This is a genomic window from Carboxylicivirga marina (assembly GCF_016612505.1).
GTDB classification, from domain to species: Bacteria; Bacteroidota; Bacteroidia; order Bacteroidales; family Marinilabiliaceae; genus Carboxylicivirga; species Carboxylicivirga marina.
Genome location: NZ_JAENRR010000048.1, coordinates 1 through 18649 on the forward strand (window position 1 = coordinate 1; position 18649 = coordinate 18649).

Annotated in this window: 14 protein-coding genes; 7 read left to right on the top strand and 7 right to left on the bottom strand. The window is 36.3% G+C overall.

Annotated features, from left to right (window positions below; genetic code table 11):
* Positions 1–77: 77 nt before the first annotated feature.
* The 4 genes from JIV24_RS16625 (at position 78) to JIV24_RS16640 (ending at position 2932) form a co-directional block, all read left to right on the top strand.
* A complete protein-coding gene (locus JIV24_RS16625; protein WP_200466195.1) occupies positions 78–770 on the top strand; it encodes a M3 family metallopeptidase in 693 nt (230 codons plus the stop codon).
* 320 nt (positions 771–1090) lie between these two features.
* On the top strand, positions 1091–1945 hold the full coding sequence (locus tag JIV24_RS16630) for an FKBP-type peptidyl-prolyl cis-trans isomerase (RefSeq protein ID WP_200466196.1): 855 nt from the start codon (positions 1091–1093) through the stop codon (positions 1943–1945).
* A gap of 81 nt (positions 1946–2026) precedes the next feature.
* The gene (locus tag JIV24_RS16635) at positions 2027–2596 is read left to right on the top strand and encodes a class I SAM-dependent methyltransferase (RefSeq protein WP_200466197.1); all 570 of its coding nucleotides are present in this window, start codon (positions 2027–2029) and stop codon (positions 2594–2596) included.
* A gap of 6 nt (positions 2597–2602) precedes the next feature.
* Positions 2603–2932: a TraR/DksA family transcriptional regulator gene (locus JIV24_RS16640; RefSeq protein ID WP_200466198.1), complete on the top strand. Its 330-nt coding sequence runs from the start codon at positions 2603–2605 to the stop codon at positions 2930–2932.
* 543 nt (positions 2933–3475) lie between these two features.
* Here JIV24_RS16640 and JIV24_RS16645 read toward each other — a convergent pair.
* From JIV24_RS16645 to JIV24_RS16675, 7 genes are all read right to left on the bottom strand, one after another.
* Positions 3476–4591 (bottom strand): methyl-accepting chemotaxis protein, encoded by a 1116-nt coding sequence (locus JIV24_RS16645; RefSeq protein WP_200466199.1) that lies wholly within the window; start codon positions 4589–4591, stop codon positions 3476–3478.
* Between the two features lie 19 nt (positions 4592–4610).
* A complete protein-coding gene (locus tag JIV24_RS16650; RefSeq protein WP_200466200.1) occupies positions 4611–5018 on the bottom strand; it encodes a response regulator in 408 nt (135 codons plus the stop codon).
* Between the two features lie 160 nt (positions 5019–5178).
* Positions 5179–5829 (bottom strand): response regulator transcription factor, encoded by a 651-nt coding sequence (locus tag JIV24_RS16655; RefSeq protein ID WP_200466201.1) that lies wholly within the window; start codon positions 5827–5829, stop codon positions 5179–5181.
* Entirely contained in the window at positions 5826–7733 is a 1908-nt protein-coding gene (locus JIV24_RS16660; RefSeq protein WP_200466202.1) for a PAS domain S-box protein, read from the bottom strand. The genes JIV24_RS16655 and JIV24_RS16660 overlap by 4 nt, the downstream gene beginning before the upstream one ends.
* Before the next feature lie 229 nt (positions 7734–7962).
* On the bottom strand, positions 7963–12429 hold the full coding sequence (locus JIV24_RS16665) for a hypothetical protein (protein ID WP_200466203.1): 4467 nt from the start codon (positions 12427–12429) through the stop codon (positions 7963–7965).
* Positions 12430–12465: 36 nt separating this feature from the next.
* Complete coding sequence (gene prmA, locus JIV24_RS16670) at positions 12466–13305, bottom strand: 50S ribosomal protein L11 methyltransferase (RefSeq protein WP_200466204.1); 840 nt, start codon at positions 13303–13305, stop codon at positions 12466–12468.
* A gap of 160 nt (positions 13306–13465) precedes the next feature.
* A complete protein-coding gene (locus JIV24_RS16675) occupies positions 13466–14122 on the bottom strand; it encodes a TapB family protein (RefSeq protein WP_200466205.1) in 657 nt (218 codons plus the stop codon).
* Positions 14123–14315: 193 nt separating this feature from the next.
* On the opposite strand from JIV24_RS16675, the gene JIV24_RS16680 reads away from it, so the two are divergent.
* Genes JIV24_RS16680 through JIV24_RS16690 form a run of 3 tightly spaced genes read left to right on the top strand, consistent with a single transcriptional unit; the run spans position 14316 to position 18649 of the window.
* Positions 14316–16571 carry a sensor histidine kinase gene (locus JIV24_RS16680; protein ID WP_200466206.1) on the top strand — a complete coding sequence of 752 codons (2256 nt, stop codon included), beginning with the start codon at positions 14316–14318 and terminating at the stop codon, positions 16569–16571.
* 55 nt (positions 16572–16626) lie between these two features.
* Complete coding sequence (locus JIV24_RS16685) at positions 16627–17319, top strand: 16S rRNA (uracil(1498)-N(3))-methyltransferase (RefSeq protein WP_200466207.1); 693 nt, start codon at positions 16627–16629, stop codon at positions 17317–17319.
* The gene (locus JIV24_RS16690; protein WP_200466208.1) at positions 17312–18649 is read left to right on the top strand and encodes a zinc-dependent peptidase; all 1338 of its coding nucleotides are present in this window, start codon (positions 17312–17314) and stop codon (positions 18647–18649) included. The genes JIV24_RS16685 and JIV24_RS16690 overlap by 8 nt, the downstream gene beginning before the upstream one ends.

Below are 18649 nucleotides of genomic sequence, written 5' to 3' on the forward strand. Positions count from 1 at the left end.
CGAAGACAACAAAATCTTCAGGCTAATAGAAATGCAGCTTTCAAGTGCTGCCTAATAGACATGGGAAATGTCAGTTAATGAATTACACTGGTCAGTACAACGAAGTGAGTACGTTAACGCACGAACTGGGTCATACCATGCATAGCTATTACTCAAATAAAACACAGCCGTTTGCTACTGCCGATTATGCCACCTTTGTAGCCGAAGTAGCTTCTACTTTTAACGAGGTTTTGCTTAACGATATGATGCAAAAGAAATTGAAAGATGATGACATGCGTCTATCATTGTTAATGAGCATGCTTGATGGCTTCAAAGGCACCTTATTCCGCCAAACGCAATTCGCCGAATTTGAATTGGCGATTCACGAAGCAGCTGAGAAAGGCACACCATTAACCGGTAAAGTATTAACACAAATGTACGGCGATATCACCCGTAAATATTACGGACACGATAAAGGTGTATGCACCGTGGAAGACAACGTAGCCGTTGAATGGGCAGCGATACCTCACTTTTACATGAATTTCTACGTCTATCAGTACAGCACATCATTTGTTGCATCACAAGCCCTGGCTGCCAAGGTACTTGATGGTGATAAAGAAGCTAAAAAACGTTACATCGAATTTATCTCATCTGGGGGTTCAGACTATCCAATTGAGTTATTAAAAAAGGCAGGCGTTGACATGACATCTTCGGAGCCGTTTGATAAAACAATAGAAGCTATGAATGGTATAATGGATGAGATTGAAACCATATTAGATAAACAGAAATAATACTTCATACTACATCATAATTTACAAAGGTCACTCATTTTGAGTGGCCTTTTTTGATGTTTAAAAAATAAAAGTATTTTTGTGCCCATTCCTACTTCAAATCAATGCTACAAATAATTCCCATTTTTTTTTAATGTTTGAAGCAACCATTTGTTTTTAAATGAATCTAACAGACAGAATCGCACAGGGGAAAGTAATTTTAAAAGAATAGCAAAAAAATTGGTCTTACAAATTCGTTCCGCAAGCATTTAAATTGCGGCATATACAATAAACCAATATCAATAAAGAAGAAAGTATTAAATAATAAAGTGATTTTAATAATGAGAAAGTTAGTTTTATTTGCGTTGATTTTGCCTTTACTGGCAAGTTGTATGAAAGATGATTATGTCGATTATACCATTGTTGATGAAGAAATTATTAGTGAGTATATAGAAAATAATAACATTGTTGCCGAACGTCATGCTTCAGGTTTATATTACCAAATTATAGATCAAGGTAGTGGTGAACCTATTGGTGCCGATGATAATGTGGATGATAAAGTCACATTTTCATTCAAAGGTTACCTAACAGATGGCGAAGTATTTACTGATAGTGAAGGAGAAAATATTACACAATACTTATCGCGATTGCTCTATGGTTTTCAAATAGGTTTACCTAATATTAATCGCGAAGGAGAGATACACCTCTATATCCCATCAGGGCTAGCGTTTGGGTCTAATGGAGCTAATGGTGTGCCTGCCAATTCAGTAGTTATTTTTGAGATAAAAGTGGACCGTGATCAGGATGATATAGATGCAGATATTCTGGCAGCTCATATCATAGAGAATCAGATAATGGCAGAGCAAGATGAAGAATCTGGTTTATACTATGAGATTCTGGTTGAAGGTGAAGGAGAAAATGTACATGAAAATGCAATAATAGATGTCAGCTATAAAGGCTCTTTATTAAATGGTGAAGTCTTTGATGAAGGCACTTTAAGTTATAGTAATCTTTCCGGACTGATTGAAGCTTGGCAAATTGGCGTGCCAAAACTAAAGAAAGGTGGTAAAGGTATTTTTTATTGTCCATCACAAATGTGCTATGGCAGTAGCACCCGTTATGATAATGAAGGCGAAGTGTCAATACCAGCCAACAGTATCTTAATTTTTGAGATTGAAGTGGTAAACTTCCGATAGTCATATACTTAAATGCATTTATGCCCTGCTTCACTTTTGAATCAGGGCATTTTTTGTATTTTGCATTAAAATCAACTGATTATGAGCGATACATTTTTCGAAAGAGAAGAAAATGTGAAACAATACATCGAAATGACAGCCGACTATGACGGACGTTGGTTTTTTGAGCAATTCAAGAAATTTATACCTCGCTCCCATAAGGCTCTTGAATTGGGTATGGGGCCAGGTAAAGATCTGGATAATATTCGCCAGGAATACGATGTGGTGGGCTCGGACTTTTCCTTTGTTTTTGCCGAACTATACAAGCGGAGTCATCCTGAGGTAAAGATTAAAGTAATTGATGCAGTAAAAATTAAGACCAAGGAATATTTCGACTGTATTTATACCAATAAAGTACTACATCATTTGACTTTTGATGATATAAAGGCTTCCATTAAACGTCAGGCTGAGGTACTGAACGATAAAGGCATAGTACTACATACATTCTGGAAAGGAACAGGACAAGAAAACTATGGTGGAATGCTGTTTCATTATTACGAAACCGAAACCGTAAAAGAGTTATTTTCAGAACTATTTAACATCATTCATATAGATACTTATCAGGAATTTAAGGAAGATGATTCGATCATTATTGTAGCACAAAAGCGATAAATACATATGACAGTTGATACTCACGAGATAAAAGAACTAATTGATAAACAGATTGCCACGGTTCAGCGCAAGGTCAAATCGCTTAAGGAGCTCACACAAGCCATTGCACCTGATGATGCCATTGGTCGTGTAAGCCGTATGGATGCCATCAACAATAAAAGTGTTAACGAAGCTGCATTACGACAAGCTGAGGCCAAGCTCCAGAAGCTACACGAAGCGCTTGAACGTATTAATGATGCCGATTTTGGCATATGTATCAAATGCAAAGGTGCCATTCAGCCGGGCCGATTAGTGCTTATGCCCGAAAGCCGAAAGTGCATGAAATGCGCCAGGTGACAAGGGAGCACAACCAGCTCATATATCAATATCCTTTCATTGGCATTGCCACAAATATTCAATAAACCTGCCGGAAATAAAAAAGGAAAAACGGTCTGGTATAACACTACCAAATGGTATTGGCACTATTCTATTTTTTTCCTGATACCAAATGGTATTCGCTAGTTTTCTCCCTGGAGAGGTCAATACCAAATAGTAATAGCTTGTTTTAGTACTAAGTTTTGCTGATACAAGTTGTATCGGCACATTTTGGTCTTAAAACAAGTAGATACAAGTTGTATCGACATATTTTAGTCCTAAAACAAACAGATACAAATTGTATCGACACATTTTAGTCCTAGAACTAACAAATACATCATGTATCGACCAGTTTTAGTAAAAAACTATCGCTTTACATTGAAAAAATATTTTGCGTATACTAAAGCCAACTCTTTAGCGAATACAGTCACAAAAAAAAATGTGAGCACCATTCTTTAACGATACTCACATTTACAACCTAAACCTACTAATCTATAATCCAAACTTTAAAAACCCACTTGTATATTATTTTTTCTCTGTATTAAAAAATGAAATGACTTCTCTTAACTGCTCGGCCTGTACAGCTAACTCTTCGGCACTGGTAGCCAACTCTTCGCTGGATGCTGCCGTCTGCTGAGTGACTTTATTTAATTGTTGAATCGCATTATTTACCTGACTTGCTCCATTGTTTTGCTCGTTACTCGCCGCCGATATCTCTTGCACCAGGTTGGTGGTATTTTCAATTTTAGGTATCACCTCATCCATCACCTCTCCTGCTCCATTGGCCAGTTCAACACTGTTTTGAGCAAGTCCCACAATTTCTTCAGCTGCTTTTTTACTGTTTTCAGCCAACTTTCTTACTTCGGCTGCCACTACTGCAAACCCCCTACCGTGCTCACCGGCACGAGCTGCTTCCACCGCTGCATTTAAAGCCAAAATATTGGTCTGTGTAGATATATCATTAATAACTGTAATTTTTTCTGCTATTTCCTGTGTTGCTGCCACAGTTGCTTCTGAACTCTTTGCAACATCTTTTATGCTCTTATTGGCATCCACAGTCACATTTTCTGTCTGTTTTGAATTCTCAGTATTTTGGCTAATATTAGCCGATATCTCCTCAATAGTCGATGATACCTCCTCCAATGAGCTAGCTTGCTCATTGGCTCCTTGCGATAATTGTTCCGAAGCACTACTAACCTGACTACTGGCCCCTACCAAATTATCGGCATTTGTTGATACTTCTCTTATAATGCCCCTCAAATTATTTACCAGCTTGTACAATGCATTCGTTAAGATACCCAATTCATTGTCTTTATCCGATGTGTTAAGCTGGATACTCAAATCTCCTTCAGCAACTTTTTTCAGATTAACAATTGCTTGCTCAAGTGGCTTTTGAGTTCTCGCTTTAATAAGCAAATACATAGGCAAGCCAATAGCATATAATAATGGTATTATCCAAAGAGCAGACTTCAGCCCCAATTGTCCTGCCAAAAATCCAAACCATAAACATACGAGTACATAAACGGTTACTGCAAAAAATACATTCAATAAGAATGATTTTTTAAATATCAGTTTAAAAACGAAATACACTGCCGGTAAGTTTGCCAACAGGATTAAACCAAATACCAATAATTCACTCATAACTTCCCCTATTATGGATTTATAGTTTTAAATTAAGCGGTATTGCCAACTGATTGGCCAATACTTTTATAACAACATCTGTCAATGTTTGATACACTTTCGGTTTATAGATAAAGCCTTTAAATCCGGCTTCTACTATTTCTTTTAAATATATACGTTCCTCATGCATCGTGATAGCTACAACAGGCAATTGCGGATGTTTGTAATTTACCTGTTGAGTAGCTTTTATACCATTCATCTCAGGCATTTCAATATCACAAAAGACCAAATCTGCTTTATCTAACAATTCACTTTCTGCAAACGCTAAACCATTGTTGTACTTAGCCACAATAACACAATTGAAATTCTTTTTCAGATGCAGTTCCAATGCATCAATAAAATCCTGACTATCGTCAACCAATATAATTTGTAAACACTTATTTTTCATCAATAAAAATATACAGCTACAAATGTATAACGATGGATAATCAAACCTGGTAATGTTTACATCAAAAACGAATGTGGTAAACACTGCAAATACAATGTGGTAATCCACATTAAATTTCATAAATCAGTACTACAAAAAAACAGATAATTGCCAGAAAGGTTTATATCGAAACAACTTTATTCTTGATAGCCCACACAATGAGGCCTGCATTATTCTTAGTCATCGTTTTTTGCATGAGTCTTGACTTGGTGGTTTCAACAGTACGTAAACTCACAAATATTTTTTCAGCAATTTCTTTATTACTCAATCCATTGCATAGCAATTGCAATATCTCTGTTTCGCGATCACTTATATTCAATATTTCCTTTTTCTCTTCGATTATCTCCTTCTCTATTCCATGCATTTCCACAATTACAGAGCGCAATAATTCTTCAGAGAAATAATTATCTCCATTATTTACATCTCGAATAGCATACTCCAACTCATTTGTTGGTGATTGTTTAAGCACAAAGCCTTTAGCACCGGCAGTAACCATTTTATAATAGAATTTTCTATCTGCAAACATGGTGAGGGCGATTATCTTAAGATCTGGTTTTAAACTTAAAGCCATATGTGTCATTTTCACGCCATCCATTACAGGCATGTCAATATCGGTGAGCACAACATCGGGTTCAATTGTTGGTAAGGCATCAATAAATTCCTTTCCATTAGTGTATTCACCAATAAACTCAAAATCTTCGACTTTACTAATTACAAGCTTCAAACCTTCACGTATCATAGCAAAGTCTTCAACGATAACCAACTTAATCATATGCCCTTAGTTTTTAGTTTGATTTTCACCTCCACCCCTTTTCCGGGCGCTGTTCGATATTTATATTTGCCACTAATCTTTCTTATTCGATTTTCCAGATTTAACAAACCGAATCCCTGATTGGCATCTTTTATTTTTAAAAGATCAAAACCGACACCATCATCACTGTATGTCACTTCTAATAACTGATGTTTCATTGAAAAACCAATTTTAACATGTTTGGCATTGGAGTATTTTATCGCATTATTAACCAGCTCAACTAACGTACGGTAAATGGTAAATTCAATTATTTCTGGAAATCGCTGGGTAAGGGTATCTGTTATAGAAAAATTTATGTGTGTTGCATTCTTAATTTTTTCGATAAATGAACGAATGGCCTGAGTAATACCGTATTCGTTTAATATGACTGGACTCAGGTTATTGGATATTTCTTTAACCGTATTGGTTGAATCAATTAATATGGAATGGGCACGCTGAGCATATTCTTTTAATTGTTCATTGTCGCTTTCATTAAAAATGGTATCAACATATATTAAACCTGTAGAAAGCAAAGGCCCTAAACCATCGTGTAACTCCTTGGCATAACGTTCCCGCTCCTTTTCTTCTGATTTAACCATGGTACTATATATGCGTTTATCCACATTCTTTTGTTCAGTTAAATCCTTCATATTTCCCAAACAGAATGGTTTCCCATCAATCATGATTTTGCTGGTATTCATTTCAACAGGCACAATTGTACCATCTTTTTTTTGAGCATCGATTTCAAAAACATTCGAAGTAAAGGGTTTGTTGCTTGCTTGATCAAAAAACATATCCCATTCATTACCTTCATTCAAAAGGAAAGACTTATAGCTTTGATTAATCAATTCATCTTTATCAAAGCCAAAAATGCTACAAAAACTAGAATTACAATCAACGATTTTTTTCTCTTCATTAATAAGCACAATTCCATTGGCACTGGTTTCAAATATTGAGCGATACTTAGCTTCACTATCTTTCAATTGTATTTCAGCAAGTTTGCGTTCAGTAATATTCTCCTCAAACATTACCACATTGGTAATTTCTCCTTCATTATTTTTAATAGGATAAAAATAACATTCCACCCATCGCTTTACATTGAGCGGAGATTTAAACTCAAGCTCATCTGAGGTAATGGCAGCGTCATAATACACAGATGGCAGTTTGATAATTTCACCTTGCATAGCTCTTTGAACAAATGGAGTGAGCCCCAGTTCAGCAACTTGCTTATCATGCAGTATGTTAAACTTCTGGAGTAGTTCATTTAGATTATTCTTATTAAAACCCCACAACTTAATGTAGGCGTCATTTAAATGATTAATACTACCATCTGTATTACAAATAAGTATCGCCAAGGGAGATTGTTTCATCAGGTATCGAAAACGCTCTTCACTTTCCATAAGCTTGGCTTCGGCCTTTTTGCGTTTCGATACATCACGGGTAATACCAACGACCTCAATTTGGTTGGTATTTGCATTACGGTGAAAGAAGGAAACCAATTCGGCCGATACCTCAGAGCCATCTTTATGAATTAAGGTCATGTTATCGGTATAATTCCGAATATTTTTTGTTTGGATAAAATCAGAATAACGAGGAGGTGTAATAGCCTGTATTAATTTAATCGATGACTCTGAAAGGATATCATCAATGGTTAAATTAATATATTCAACATGTGTGTAGCCAAGCACCTTTTGCACTGAAGGACTGATGGTGAGCATTCTATAGTTCACTGGATCGAAAGTCCAGATAACATCTGATATATTGGTGGTTAGATAACGAAATGCATCTAATTCATTCAATGATTGCTGATATCTTGACTCCAGTTCTGCCATTTCTCGTCGAAGTATCTCAAGCTCTTGCACCAATTTATCGTTATCACCCTGCATGTTTTAATTGTTAAATGTGAAATAATTGATACCCCAAAATTAAATTCTAATCTCAAGTCTGAATTTGTATTTAAAAATCAATTTACAAATAAGAATTTTACTCTGCCTGTTTTTTTAAATAAACAATGATGCACTTATTCACAGAAACAAAAAACCTTGGCCAGATTTATAACAAATCAGACCAAGGCTTCCTATTCTTTAATAAGTAAAAACTATGTTCACATCCTATTTAATCTGATGATGCCACCTTATTTTCCTCGCTACTTTCTTCATCCACAGTTACTGATGCCTGAGTTAGTTTCTTATTGAACTTGGCAACAAACTTCTTTTTCATACTTTCTGGTGCAGGAAGAAAAGTGAAGTTTTCTCCTTTTTGTTTGCGCTCATCAGGCTTAAGCTCCTTGATGATACTATTGTAATCCTTGGCCGAGCATATAGTATACATTGAAGAATTTTTGTACCTGAAATATACCCATGTTTCGGCATCAAACTCAATATAGATCTCAATAGAGTTACCACTTCGCTTGCGTGTTATCTCAGCCATTACTTTGGCCTCACGATTAACAACAAACTCTTTGATATACGCCAAATCTGCTTTTCCGTTGGCCACAAAAGCACGTTTATTAGTATCCCATTTAAAGTCAATATTACTAAATAATAGCATTTGCTGAAGCTCGGCTGGGATACCAGTACCAGCACCTGTTTTGTTACGCTCCTGCTCGGCTGAGTTAGCCTGTTTGCGACCACTCCATTCGGCCAATCGCTTTATGAAGGTTTCTTTACTGAGTTTTGAAGCTTTTGCACTCGAACGCAGAATTGAACTATACAGTACATCTTGTGCTTCGCTGTTAAAGAAAAAGTCAATACCCATCATCGATGATAGGGTTATTTCATTTTCATCACGATTGTGTATAATAGTACCGCTCGACTTTAGCTTCACCGGCTCGAGATTAACACCAACATCAATTACACCATGTCCCTGAATATTACAGGCTGCTTCAGAAAAACGCATGAGTGTGCCAGTTGTATCAGGACTGGCCAGTTTAGCTTCAGAAGCTATATCAAAAGATTTCTCCTCATCGTTATACACCAAATAACCCGTTGCATTAATCATTGGCACATCGCTATAATCTTTTCTGTCCTCAACAAACGATGAATACACATGGGTACTGTCTTTGGTGATAAAGAAATCTTTATAAATATTGTCAAAATCAAAATTTTGAAGCTCCTCACCTATTGGTATCCTGACATTGGAAGGATCAATAGCGGCATCGAAACGTACATAAGTTTGTGGTCCACGCGAGCAGCGATGCAGCATTTGCACACCTCCATCAAAGGTTAATAATTGATCACTTGCTCGCAAAGTAGCATTACCCTGATATGCAAAATGAGAATCAAAGGTAAATAAGTCTTTTGGTACTATCTTACTTTCGGCAACTGTCATTTCCTCTTTTCCATACTCAATGTTATGCATGGTTAAAGTCAGTTTTTTACCATCGCCATTAAAATAATCGTATTTACCATTGGCCTTATAAGCATATCTACCTGTAATAAATACTCGAGCATCGTACATGGTATGCTTCACTAACGAATCTTTATCGAGAACTATTCGAACGCTATCGAGCGGATCAATGGCTGCATCTTCACGAATGGTAACCAATCCATCATTAAGTAAAAGGTTAGCATCTCCAACTTCAATATTTTTTACCTCCTCGGCAAAAATCGTTTCCGTTTCAACGTCGTACATAGCCATTGGAACATAGAATGCCAAAGAATCCTGACGACGGTGCGTAGAAACAAAACGGTTACCCTTAGATCCGCGTGCACCCATGTAGATATCATTTCTATCCATATCCCATGAGAACTCACTTACATAAGACACATAGCGATTTCTAGTAAAATCAACCCTACTACCTCCCGAACGCGAACGGAATGTTCCTTGTCGGGTTTCAAAGTTAATATCTGAAATCAAGTTGGTGGTGGCAAAACTCATTCCCTCCACTTCTGCACCTGACAAATTAAAGTCTGATGAATCAGCCAGTATGCTATGATCTGTAAAATCAATATCCACCGATTTCACATTAGCCCTTGCCAGATAAAATGTACCTCCACCCGTCATGCCATATGGTGTGATTTTAATCTTACCCTGCAATTCGGCTTCTTCGTTATACATGGTAAAGTTTTCTTCCTGGCTTTTTGCATGAAACTCATCGTCATGTGGCATATATTCTACGTAAATATATTGCGAACTAACATCGGGAAAAGGAGGGCTATCTGTTTGTTTACCAACAGTAAAGTCATATACCTGCCCTTTCACCATATTGGGTAAAAACGTAAAATCTTCTGAGAACGAAGTTGATGTCAGATAGTTTAATTCACCATTTCCTTTAAGCCCTCTGTTACTCAAATCAATATCACTGGTAAAGGTGGCCTTTCCACCATATATCGGATAACCGTTTTCTGGTGTTTGACGTTTGAATCCAAGCGAGAAATCAGGTCGAATAGTCAGGTTCTCACGAAACGTAGGGAATATATTGGATTCGAATTCTCCGCTAAAGTTAAAGTTCGATCTGGATAAAGTATTGATACTGTCCATTTCGAAAGGGTCAAGTGTAAAGAACAGTTCATCTTTATGGTATGCACCACCTTGTATGGCAGGATTATCGAAATACACATATGATTCAATCTGGCTATTAATAACCGGGTAATGAGGGTTACTTTTCGCTCCTGACTTATTATCTGGCTCATCAATTTGCAAATAACCTGACAACTGAGAAATTGTGTTACCTACATCTCTGAGTATTGGCATACCAAAGTAATCTTTCTCACCAGATTGCACCTTCATTGTTAACGAATCGATATTGCTCATATCAATCCTAAAATCATCATACATAAACTTAAAACCCTCACCCGATAGTTTAAGCATACCAGCATTAATGGTTCCGTTAAATAAAAAATTTCGATTCTCTTTCAAGATGATTTTTTCATCTCGCGGAAAGAAAACAACGTTCTGGTGATCACAAATGGAGATAGTTTGAACACCATTTAAATCTAAATCGAAGTTTAATAGGTCAATTCGGGCATTGGTAGTTTCACTGTCGGTCAATGACGTAAATCGAATAACATCGAAATCTTTCTTACCTAATCGAAAATCCAGATAATCGCGTAAACGCTGACGAATGGTTATTTCATCGGTATTAACATTGTAACCAATAAAACCATGAAAAGACAAGTCTATAATTTGCTGCCGTATTGGACTTAATGGAAAACCCATGTATTCGGCATATTCAGCCGCCGTAAACGGTTGCCCTCGAAAGTAATTACTGCAGTTGGCAAGCCCCTGCAAAGGATGAATAGCATCCATGCCTTGTAAGCGGTTATAAAATTCCTCACGAAAATAGCTAAGAGATTCGAAAAAAGCCTGATTTTGAGCAGCGCCTGTCAGCATGCGTAAATCAATAAACTGCTCACCTATTTTCCAACGAATTAACTCCACATCCATACTTATATTATGGTATGTATTAAAGTACGGACTGAGGGCCAGACCTTCTCCATTTCGTATCAAGTGTACCTCTTCAAGCTCAGCCATATACTTGAAAATAAGTCCCGGATGGTAGATAAACCCTCTGTTCATCACAATTGACACTTCGGTATCGTTACTTAATATCTGGTCTTTACGCAAAGCAAAATACAATGATTTGGCTGTTATAAACGTTGTATCATTTCGCGAAATGGTAATGGTTGCAGGGTTCTCTTGTGTTCCGGCTCCTAAGAACTTTGCGCCATTTTGTGCAAAACCTCCTTCATAATCAATATTAGGATGGATCTTATCAATTTTAAAACGTTGCTCGCGGGTCACAAACTTGGGGTAAATAGTCGATTCTGGCGAAGTTATCTGCATGACCTTGTGCGACAGGCTACCATGCAGTGCGTAATCGAAATAATGACGATTATAAAACTCCACTGAGTCAAGCTCAATCTTAGGTTTATCAATATTTAACTCATAGCTGTTAAATGTCGCATACACCATATTGGCCTCAAAACCTGAACGTTCCCAAGTAATTTTACCATTTTCGCCTCGCCATTTTTTCTCTAAAGGATACAATATGCCTGACGTATTTTCAATGACAATACTGTCTTTCTTAGATACACAAACCAGGTTGGTTTTATCGACTTTAAGCGTTAAGGTTTTATCGTGATATTCATAACGATAATTACCCGAACGTGCATACCAGGCCAATGCCGGCGTTGTATATATAGCATCGTTCTCTACCAGATTTTTACTAATAGCCAAAAACGACTTAAGGTGCCGAAGTGCATAACGTGGTTTATGCAATAAATCACTCACTGCAGCATGCCAGTTGTTGAAGCTACTTTGCTCATGGCCGCTTTGCTCAAATGCCATCACGGTTGTTAAGTAAGTATGGTAATCAGGGTAAGGACGTGCTTTTTTCTTAGCCATCTGATTACATGTCTCAATCATCAGGCTTTTTAAATCAGCGTCTGCACTCAACCAAAAGCCTTCTAATGATTCTATAAAGACTTTTGCAGCCTTTTTATCAGTAGCTCCCTTAAATACTTCATTCATCTCGTCAACAAACAACTCGCTCTGCTCGCTAAACTTATTTTGAGCTGTTGTTAGTTCTAATCCAATGCTATTGATAAATATTAATACGGCTAGTAGTCGTTTAATCATATGACTCAGGTTCTGCTCCAAATGTGCGTTCTATATTTACTCGGCCTTTATATACGCAAGCGACGTCCAATTGTTATCAGTTTTTCTAGATTTTAGCTGTAAATTATATTTTTGAGCTTCACGATCCATTATTTCAACATCTTCGCTATAGAAACCACTGAAATAAATGCTCCCGCCAGGTTTTAGTACTTTGGCATAATTAGCCATATCGGCCAATAAAATATTGCGATTAATATTAGCTAATATTAGATCATATTGCTGGTCTTTTAATAAGTCAGCACCTCCTAACAATACCTCCATATTAGAAACCGAATTTAATTCCAGATTTGTAATTGCATTATTATAAGCCCATTCATTAATATCGATACCAGTCACTTTGGCCGCTCCTTTCATTGAGCATAGCATACCTAAGATGGCCGTACCACAACCCATATCAAGCACATCTAGTCCAGCTACATCTATTTCAAGCAAATAGTTAAGTATCAAGCTTGTTGTTTCATGATGTCCGGTGCCAAAGCTCATCTTAGGATCGATAATAATTTCATATTTAGCCTCTGAGTCAACCTGATGAAAGGAACTACGGATAATACATTTATCTTCAATAATAATAGGTTGAAAAAAATTCTTCTCCCACTCTTTATTCCAGTTCTGATCGGGTATTACTTCTGTACTATAATCAATGGAGATGCCTTCCAATGGACAATATATTTCAGATAATGTAATGTCTTCAAATAAAGGGCTTGGAATATAAGCATTAAAACCCTTGTCGTTTTCTTCGAAACTTTCAAAGCCCATCTCTCCCATTTGTGCCATTAGCAACTCATTGGCCACTTCATTTACAGGGCTAACCTTTACTTCTACTTTGGTATATTCCATTATCCTTTTTTTGACAAAAGTATTTAAAAAGCTGATTCCACCGCAAGCAGAAAATCATAATAATGGCCGAATGTGTTGATTTGTGTATTACATTCGGCCATTATATATTTTCAACTATTAATTCAACAGTTTATGGTTTTTTAAACTTAGTCAGCTCACTTTAGCCAATCAACTTTCCTTTTTTAATTGTTTCTGTTTTAACAACCCCAACACCTTCGGCATACCATTCTACAGAGCTTATTTTTATATTGACAATTGATTTGGTTACTATATCCTGAGATATTTTTACACAATCAAAGGTTCCCGCAGGTGTCGTTAACTCTTCTTCGGCCACAATTAACCGATTAACCACATTTACCGTCATATTAATCGGAAAAGGACCACCATTTACTTCCATCTTTATGTATCCATCCTTCAGGTTTTCACCAATTTTGTAGGATGACGGAATACTTATTTCATCCATCGAAAGTTTAACCTCCATGCCTTCATAGGCTTCCATTTGCTTTTTATCAATGTAGCCATTCATATCAATATAAAACTCACCATCAATGCACTTAAATGTCATTTCGTTTTCCACCAATTCCTCCTTAGACTTAGGGTCTTCAAACTTCTGGTGTACCGTAAATGTAGTTGTATTTCCTTTGCTTTCAACTTGCGAAACATGTTGGGTGACAATCCCAACCACTTTACCTTTTTTGTCGTAATTAGTCATTTCGCTAATGGTGCCTTTTTCAAACGGAATATAGGCTTTACAGTCTTGTGCTTCTGTAAGTGTCAATTGTAGCAGCAATAATGCTACACTCAAAAAAAATTTCATAATCTAAGGATTAAATTTGATAATTGGCTAACTAAGGTATTACATATTTTATCAGGAGATAAAGGGTAAACAAGCATTCAAATCGTAGAAATGATCATCTAATAAAGATATTGATTATTGATGACTAAACACTTCATTAGTAAAATTGAATTCTTTGATTATCTTTAGCTAACAATTGCTTACCCAGTTAATGATGCAGTCTTTTAATCGAACGACAATAACTTCCTGTCTAACAGTTCTCATACTGTTACTATGTACTTTTAGTACTGCAAACGACTTAAAAGAAGTCGTTGTATTAAACTCATACCATTATGGTTTCAAATGGACAGCTGACATTAATGAAGCCATTTCGGAGCAATTCAGGCAAGACGAATCTACACGTCTGTTTTATGAATTTATGGATAGTAAGCGATTTCATTCAGATGAGTATTTCCAGACTTTGTTTGAACAGTATCGCTTAAAGTATAAAAATCATAAAGTCGATGGTGTTATATGCTCCGACAACAGAGCATTTGATTTTTTTAGCGAACACGGTAAAGAGATTTGGGGCAACGTTCCGGCAATATTTTGTGGTGTTAATGACATTGGTGAGCAATTAGATCGTGTTGATTCTACAAGGCAAGCGATTGTTCATGAAATAATTGATGTAAAAGGTACCATTGATTTAATTGAATTACTGCAACCTGAACTGGAAGAAATAATTGTCATTTCAGACAAAACCTTATCTGGTAACATATTTTTAAATCAATTTATCGAGGCATTTGATAGTAAACACCGAAATTATACCTATCGAATAATAAACAATACAAAACCGGATTTATTAAAAAAAGCGCTTAATAAGATACCATCAAGCAACCGAGCTATATATCTTTTGAGCTTATACACAGAGCACAATGGCATACCGAATGAAATGGTATTAGAGAGTCAGTATTTCTTTAACGAACTAAATATACCCCTATATAGTAATTGGGATTTTTTGATGCCCGATTTAATCGTTGGAGGAAAAATTTTAAAAGCAGCTGACCAAGGGCAACTATCTGCCATACTCATGCAACAACTGCTGAATAATGAAACAATACCAACCCACAATTACCCCGAAGATCAAATTATTATTGATGAAATAACGCTGTTAAAGAATCAACTATCAGAGGAATACTTACCAGATAACATTCTGCTAATTAATGAAGACAACCATTTTATCGAACGTCATAAAAAGGAATTAACTATTATACTAATTATCCTTATCATTTTCATTTTTATCATTTTACTCCTTGTGAGTGATATTATCAAACGTAAAAGTGTTGAAATAAGTTTTATTGATAGTGAAAAGCGATTAGAATTAGCCATAAGTGGTGCTAATGAAGGATTGTGGGATATAGATCTGGAGAAAAAAACCTTCTTTATAAATGAACAATATGCTAAACTTCTTGAGTACAAAACGGCCAGTGAATTTCGATTTAACTTGAGCAACTGGCAAGAGTTTGTCTTTTCGCAGGATATTGAACAAATTAAAGAGGCCTACAATATCCATAGAGATGGTATTGCTGAAGTATTCCAGTGTGAAGCTCGTTTAATAAAAAAAGATGGTTCTTTATCCTGGTTTTCGATACACGGTAAAATAACCGAGCGTATTAACGGTAAACCCATCCGAATAACGGGTATTATTCTGAATATAAACAACCAAAAAGCATTCGAAAAAGAGTTGCAGAATGCGAAGGAGAAAGCTGAAGAAAGCGATCGTTTAAAATCTTCATTTTTGGCGAATATGTCTCACGAGATTCGTACACCAATGAATGCTATTCTGGGCTTTACTGATTTACTTATATATGGTCAGTTATCTGGAATTGAACAGAACGAATACCTCAATATGATTAAGCGAAGTGGTGAAAACCTGTTAACGCTTATCAACGACATTATTGATATTAGTAAAATTGAATCGGGAGAACTTAAAATATCTGCCGATAAAATTAATATTAATGAGCTGATAAAGGAAGTACACATTGTTGGCTTAAGCTTATGTTCTAGTTTAAATAAACCGGTTGACGTACGAATTAATCCTCTCGCCAATAGTTCAGCAGAAATATTAACCGATCCTTTACGTGTTTATCAAATACTACTTAACCTGGTTTCCAACGCCATAAAATTCACCAATAAAGGTTTTGTCGAAATTGACTATTCCATAATAAATGACAACGAACTTAAGTTATCTGTAAAAGACAGCGGACCTGGCATTTCCGACGAAGACCAAAAAGTTATTTTTGAGCGCTTCAGACAGGTTGATGAGTCAACTATTAAAAAACATGGCGGTACAGGTTTAGGATTATCAATTACTAAAAGTCTGGTTGAATTAATGAATGGTAACATAACCCTTATTTCAAAGCCTCGAAAAGGCTCACAATTTATCGTTAAGTTACCCGTTAAAACGATCAGTTCGATACCTACAAACTAATATAGTGAAGGGTTGAACCGACCATTTTTTTATCTTTACGGTAAATAAAAAATATATGGAGTTATTTTACGATCCTGACTTCAAGGGTCAAGGTGTTTTAAATGAAAGCGAAAGCAAGCATTGCATTAACGTATTAAGACATAAAATTGGAGACATTATAACTGTTGCTGACGGCAAGGGACACTATTTCAGATGCACAATAGTAACTGCTCATCCTAAGAAATGCGATTTAGAGTTAGTAGAAACACAAAAATTTGCGGAACCTGATGTTAAGATTCATCTGGCAGTTGCTCCTACTAAAAATATTGATCGCTTTGAATGGCTAATCGAAAAAGCCATGGAGTTAGGCGTTAGCGAAATCACTCCTTTATTATGTAATCATTCGGAACGCAAAAAAGTAAGAACAGATAGACTTGAACGTATTGTGGTTGCTGCCATGAAACAATCGTTAAAAGCTCACATGCCCATAATTAATGAGCTAACGCCTTTTGATTCTTTCATTAAGCAAGAAAACCCTAAAGGCTATATTGCACATTGCTATGATTCTGTCAAAACTCCCTTGAAGAACGCTTATCAGACAAAATCAGATTGCACCCTATGCATTGGGCCTGAAGGCGACTTTTCGTTGGAGGAAGTTAATAAAGCGACTGCGGCCAATTACGAAGCTGTTTCACTGGGTCAAAGTCGTTTACGTACTGAAACTGCAGGCCTTATTGCTTGTCATACCATCCATCTTCTAAATGAATAAGGAACACATTTACGTTACGCTGATATTTGGGTTTGGCATGCTCATAGCCATGGCCTTTATTGTTGATGCTTATTTTAAGTTTAAGCGTTCAAACACTATCAATACAAAAGTGGCCAGACAATCGGCCAAATGGAAGAAAATCAAAGATATACTTGATGAACAATTTGCTTACTACAATCATCTACCCAATAATCTTAAAACAGATTTTATAGGTCGCACCTATCATTTTATGCAACAACGCGAATGGGTTTCATCTAGTCAGCCACGAGTAAGTTTATTGCAAAAAACCTTGATATCGGCATCAGCAACACAACTGACATTTGGACTTAAGCATGTCAGTTTTGGACGGTTTAAAACCATATTGGTTCACGAAGATGCCTATTACAACCGCCTAACAAAGCAATACCACAGAGGAGAAGTTAACCAAGCGGGGTTAATTGTTTTATCGTGGAAACATTTTAAACAAGGCTATGCTGATGATAAAGACAAAATAAACCTCGGCTTGCATGAGATGGCACATGCACTCGATTTAGCACTTCATTTATCAGAAGGACGACGTTACAATGTTCACAGGTTGATGGAAAAATTCAGACAATCTGCATTTGAAGAAATTATTGCATTACGCAGAAAACCTGATGCTTTCCTAAGAGCATATGGAGGAACTAATCCGCGTGAATTCTTTTCTGTTGCTGTGGAGCATTTTTTTGAGGCTGCCGATGATTTTAAATCTACCATGCCCGATTTATATTATGAACTTTGTCAGCTGCTAAATCAGGATCCATCGAATAATATTTTTAGAGGTTTTAAATCAACACATGCCAAACTCTTTAAAAATACATTTAAAACCAGCGACCTGCGTTTATACAAACCTAAATTAGCCTTAAAACCCAATGCCAATATTCTTATTCCGGTTGCAACTTTTAGTTTCCTCTTATTTTTAGTAATTCCTATTGTTAATTCCTTCATCGGGCATTGGTCGAATTTAAGCAAATTGATTACTGCTTCCTCCTACTTATTGGGTTTGTTATGGCTTTTAAGTAAAAAAGGAAATCAACTCATTCTATTGGAAACATACCTGATAAGTCATTCCATAATTTCGAAGAATGACTTCTGCTCTGTGCATCTAAAAAATGTTGTAGATATCAATTTCGTGTACATGCTAACGTACTACAAGACAGAAATATCGTATTTTGAAGGTGAAGAAATAAAAACGAAAGCACTGTCATTATACTTTTCACCGGCAAGCATAAAAAAGCTGGAGCGATTATTACTCCAGCAAAGCATTAAAATTAAGCACAATAACAGATGGCTTAAACGAGAGGATTTTTAA